The following is a 4,327-nucleotide window of genomic DNA, read 5'->3' as shown; positions in this document are numbered from 1 at the left end:
GGGAGCGTCATCAGGAGCGCCGCATGTCGCGTCCAGACCTGATCCGCGCGGGTCCATCCCTCGACCTCGTCCAGCCGTGAGGGATCGGCCACCAGACGCTTCTGCCCGGCGATCGCGGCCTGCTCGGTGATGGCCAGCGTGTCGAAGCCGGGCACCCAGGATACGATCAGCCGCCACGCGCCTGAATCGTCCGGCCTTATGCGTGCCTGCGCCAGCAGCTTTGCCGCGGCGATCCGCGCTTCGTGGATGTCGCTTTGCCAAAGCGCTGCCGCCAGTTCCAGCCGCGCCTCGGGCGGGGATGCCGCCCGCCATGCCCCGGCCAGCGCGTCGATCTCGTGGGCGGGAATGCCCAGATAGACGCGCCCCGCCCCGTGATGGGCGGCCATTCCGGCGGCCTTGTCCGGAACGGCGCGGGCCGTCAGTTCGGCAAGGGCGATTTCGGGTGTCATGCCGCGTCTCTGGCTCTTGTGCGTGGCCCGGTCAAGGCGACATGGCGCATCCTTCGCCCGCTGTCCCGATGGGGCGCCGTTGTCCCGGGCAGGCTGAGCCAAACCCTTGTGCCTGGGACTCGTCGCGCGACAAGCGCGTTCGAAAAAGAAAAACCCCGCCAAACCTTTCGGTTGGCGGGGACATCGGCGCCCAGAACCCCGGGTCGAACGTTACTCTCTGTTGCCCAGGAATTGCAGCAGGAACATGAACAGGTTGATGAAGTCTAGGTAGAGGTTCAGCGCCCCCATGATCGCCGACTTGGCCAGCCATTCGCTGTCCATCGACTGCGCATGCTGGATGTAGTCGGTCTTGATCCGCTGGGTGTCATAGGCGGTCAGCGCCGAGAACAGCAGTACGCCGATGATCGACACCGCGAACATGATCGCGGGGCTGCCCAGGAAGATGTTCACGATCGAGGCGACGATCAGGCCGATCACGCCCATGATCAGGAACGACCCCCAGCCCGAGATGTCCTTCTTGGTCGTGTAGCCCCAGAGCGACAGGCCCGCGAAGGCGATCGCCGTGATCAGCAAGGTCTGCACGATCGACAGCCCGGTGAAGACCAGGAAGATCGAGCTGATCGACAGGCCCATCAGCGTCGAGAAGCCGTAGAAGTAGAGCTGCGCGGCCGCCGCCGACATCCGGTTCGCGACCATGCCGAAGCCGAACACCATGATGAGCGGGGCGAACATGATCAGCCATTTCAGCGGAGAGGCGTAGATCGCCATACCAAGCCCGGTCAGCGTGCCATCTGCCGCGACGGCCAGCCCCGAGATCGCCCAGGCGGCCAGCGCTGTGATCACCATGCCGACCGACATGGTGCCGTAGACCTTGTTCATATGGGCACGAAGGCCCGCGTCGATCTGCGCCGACGAGCGGATGCCCGCCGTCTGGCCCGCGCGGATCGTGTTCGTGTTGTAGTCAGCCATCGCTGCCTCCTCAGATTTTCACACCCGGCGGACCGGACAATCCGGACCCCGCCATTGCGGGGGAATATCGGCGAAGGGGGAAAGCATTTCAAGGCGCGCCGGTCCGAAAACGGCGCGATACCTTGTGACGTTTCCGTCAGCCTGCCGCGCGGTTCAGCGCAGCCAGGTCCTCGGCACGTCCCAGACCGGGCGGCGGGCCTCGGCCAGCGCCTCGTCCCGGGTCAGTCCGGTGTCACGCGGCATCGAGTCGTCAAGCTCGGCCAGGCGGTGACGCTGGCGGGCAACGCCAAGGCCAAGGCCGAAGCGGCGCAAAAGATCGCCAAGCGCGGGAAGACGGACGCCCCGGATGGTGTCGGTGACGATATGGGCCATGGCCGTGCCTCCTTCCTGATGCGGACTGCTCTCTCTCTGCTTGCAGCTTATCGCGCATCGTGTTTCATTCTTCAGACGAATGATTGCTATGCGGTGAATCAAGGGTCGTGATATGCCGCGCCATCTGGACCTGACCGCCCTGCGCTCTTTCGTGGCCGTGGCCGAAGCGGGCGGGGTCACGCGGGCGGCGGGGTTGCTGAACCTGACGCAATCGGCGGTGTCGATGCAGGTCAAGAGGTTGGAACAGGCGCTGGGGCTCGATCTGCTGGACCGCACCGGGCGCCGGGTCCGGCTGACCGCGGCGGGCGAGCAGTTGCTGGGCTATGCCCGCCGCCTGCTGTCGCTGAACGACGAGGTCTATGCCCGCATGACGGCGCAGGATTACGAGGGCGAGATCGTGCTGGGCGTGCCGCATGACATCGTCTATCCCGCGATCCCGCAGGTGCTGAACCGCTTTGCCGCCGATTTCCCGCGCGTCCGGGTGCAGCTGGTCTCGTCTTACACCACGCGGCTGCGCGAACAGTTCCGCCGCGGCGAGGTGGACCTGATCCTGACCACCGAGGATCGCTGCGGCCCGGGCGGCGAGACGCTGGCCGAACTGCCGCTGGTCTGGGTCGGCGCGATCGGCGGGCAGGCCTGGAAACAGCGCCCGCTGCGGCTGGCCTATGAACATGCCTGCATCTTCCGCCAGGACGTCGAGGAGGCGCTGGACCGGGCCGGCATCCCCTGGCAGATGGCCGTAGAAAGCGACTCGATCCGCACGGTCGAGGCCAGCGTCAGCGCCGATCTGGCGGTGCACACCGTCGTCGAAGGCGCGATGCCGCCCTATGTCGAACGCATCAGCCATGGCGGCGCGCTGCCCGAATTGCCGCGCACCCTGATCGACCTCTATGTCTCGGATGTCGCGCCGGGTCCGACGCTGGAGGCGCTGGCCGGGCTGATCCGGCAGGCCTATCGCGCGGGCTGAGGGCTCAGGGACCGGCCTGCGCCAGCCGCCCGCCCTGGCGAACCATGGCAATGCGCGTGGCCCGCCCGGTACGGTCATCGGTCTCGACGAGGACACCCGAAACCGTCGCCTCGCCTGCGGCCGGGGTGAACCGCCCCTTGGCCATGCCGGTGATGAAACGGCGCATCGGCTCGTCCTTTTCCATGCCGATCACCGAATCATAATCGCCGCACATGCCCGCATCGGACAGATAGCCCGTGCCGCGCGGCAGAACCTGCGCGTCCGCCGTGGGCACATGGGTATGGGTGCCGACCACCAGGCTGGCGCGGCCGTCGCAGAAATGGCCCATCGCCATCTTCTCGGAGGTCGCCTCGCAATGCATGTCGACCAGCACCGCTTGCGCCAGCCCGCCCAGGGGATGCGCCTTCAGGACCGGGTCGATGGCCGAGAACGGATCGTCGAAGGGCCGCTTCATGAAGACCTGGCCCAACGCCTGTGCCACCAGGACCTTGCGCCCGCCGCGCGCCTCGAACAGCCGCGCCCCCCTGCCCGGCGCACCCTTGGCATAGTTCAGCGGGCGCAGGATGCGCGGCTCCTGCTCGACGAAGCCCAGCATGTCCTTCTGGTCGAAGGCATGATCGCCCAGCGTCAGACAATCCGCCCCGGCATCGAGCAACGCGCGCGCATGCGCCGGGCTGAGCCCCGCCCCCGATGTCGCGTTCTCGCCATTGACCACGACGAAATCCAGCCCCCAGTCCGCGCGCAAGCCGGGCAGGCGCGCGATCACCGCATCGCGCCCCGCCCGGCCCATGACATCCCCAAGAAACAGAATTCTCATGCGCAACAGCCCCAGGCCGCACCACGCCGAAGGGCAAGGCGTTCCGTCACGCCGCCCCCGCGCCCCTGTCCTTCTTCTGGCCCGAAATATCCCGGGGGGAGTCCGCAAGGACGGGGGGCAGCGCCCCCCTGTGCCCGGCGATGCCGGATCAGGTCCGGTCGGCCAGCGCCTTGCACCAGGCTTCCATCTCGCGCGTTGCGATCTCCATCGGCGGTTCCATGAAGGTGATGTGGAACCGCTCGCCCAGATCGGCCACGCCGATGGACCGGGGCCGGACCGCCAGCACATGGGCGTTCGGCAACGCGATCCCGAAACAGAAGACGATGTTGCGGGCGTCGCGGATCCCTTCGCCGACGGTGCCGCCGATCGCGGTGGTATGCGCGAAATGGTCGAAAATGGCGATGAAGGCCACCTTGGGATGGGCGTCGATCCGCGCCCTGAGGGTGGCCATGATGTCATCGACGCTCTGGCAAGAGGTCTCGGACTTGGGCAGGTCCATGTCGAAGACCGGGTATTTCTCCATCAGAAGGGTCTGTTTCATCCTCGCTCCGGGTCTGGGGGTTGATCTCGGCTCATCCTGACCGATCTGTTGCGCGCGGTCAGTGACCAGATCACCGCGCGGCTGAATCTCTTGCATCGGCCAGCGCGCCGGGCAGCGCCTCGGCCAGCACATCCAGCTGATCCTCCGGCCCTGCCGAGATCCGGATGCAGCGGTCCAGCGGCGCCACGCCGGGCATCCGCACGAAGACATCG

The 4,327-nt window shown here is 67.0% G+C and carries 6 protein-coding genes and 1 pseudogene; 1 reads left to right on the top strand and 6 read right to left on the bottom strand.

From position 1 onward, the window contains the following. From ENN83_RS10885 to ENN83_RS10875, 3 genes are all read right to left on the bottom strand, one after another. Positions 1-449, bottom strand: a 449-nt coding sequence (locus tag ENN83_RS10885) for a DNA alkylation repair protein (RefSeq protein ID WP_287186912.1), incomplete at its 3' end; no start/stop codon positions are given. A 210-nt stretch (positions 450-659) separates the two neighbouring features. Then, on the bottom strand, positions 660-1,418 hold the full coding sequence (locus ENN83_RS10880; RefSeq protein WP_287186910.1) for a Bax inhibitor-1/YccA family protein: 759 nt from the start codon (positions 1,416-1,418) through the stop codon (positions 660-662). Positions 1,419-1,571: 153 nt separating this feature from the next. Continuing rightward, a complete protein-coding gene (locus ENN83_RS10875) occupies positions 1,572-1,790 on the bottom strand; it encodes a DUF1127 domain-containing protein (protein WP_287186909.1) in 219 nt (72 codons plus the stop codon). Positions 1,791-1,902: 112 nt separating this feature from the next. Here ENN83_RS10875 and ENN83_RS10870 point away from each other — a divergent pair, with 112 nt between their 5' ends. Beyond that, entirely contained in the window at positions 1,903-2,757 is an 855-nt protein-coding gene (locus ENN83_RS10870; RefSeq protein WP_287186908.1) for a LysR family transcriptional regulator, read from the top strand. Between the two features lie 4 nt (positions 2,758-2,761). Here ENN83_RS10870 and ENN83_RS10865 read toward each other — a convergent pair whose 3' ends face one another. The 3 genes and pseudogenes from ENN83_RS10865 to ENN83_RS10855 all read right to left on the bottom strand — a co-directional run. After that, positions 2,762-3,574: a TIGR00282 family metallophosphoesterase gene (locus ENN83_RS10865; protein ID WP_287186905.1), complete on the bottom strand. Its 813-nt coding sequence runs from the start codon at positions 3,572-3,574 to the stop codon at positions 2,762-2,764. Positions 3,575-3,722: 148 nt separating this feature from the next. Beyond that, a complete protein-coding gene (locus ENN83_RS10860; protein ID WP_287186902.1) occupies positions 3,723-4,115 on the bottom strand; it encodes a DUF6858 family protein in 393 nt (130 codons plus the stop codon). Positions 4,116-4,185: 70 nt separating this feature from the next. Then, positions 4,186-4,327: pseudogene (locus ENN83_RS10855) on the bottom strand (pyridoxal phosphate-dependent aminotransferase); the annotation flags it as partial.

This window comes from Rhodovulum sp. (assembly GCF_011048875.1).
Classification (GTDB): Bacteria; Pseudomonadota; Alphaproteobacteria; order Rhodobacterales; family Rhodobacteraceae; genus Rhodovulum; species Rhodovulum tesquicola.
This window is presented reverse-complemented; position numbering and strand designations above follow the sequence as displayed.

Coding starts and splice junctions, on each gene's coding strand:
- ENN83_RS10875 (WP_287186909.1), bottom strand. CDS start 1,790: ATGGCCCATATCGTCACCGACACCATCCGGGGCGTCCGTCTTCCCGCG.
- ENN83_RS10865 (WP_287186905.1), bottom strand. CDS start 3,574: ATGAGAATTCTGTTTCTTGGGGATGTCATGGGCCGGGCGGGGCGCGAT.
- ENN83_RS10880 (WP_287186910.1), bottom strand. CDS start 1,418: ATGGCTGACTACAACACGAACACGATCCGCGCGGGCCAGACGGCGGGC.
- ENN83_RS10860 (WP_287186902.1), bottom strand. CDS start 4,115: ATGAAACAGACCCTTCTGATGGAGAAATACCCGGTCTTCGACATGGAC.
- ENN83_RS10870 (WP_287186908.1), top strand. CDS start 1,903: ATGCCGCGCCATCTGGACCTGACCGCCCTGCGCTCTTTCGTGGCCGTG.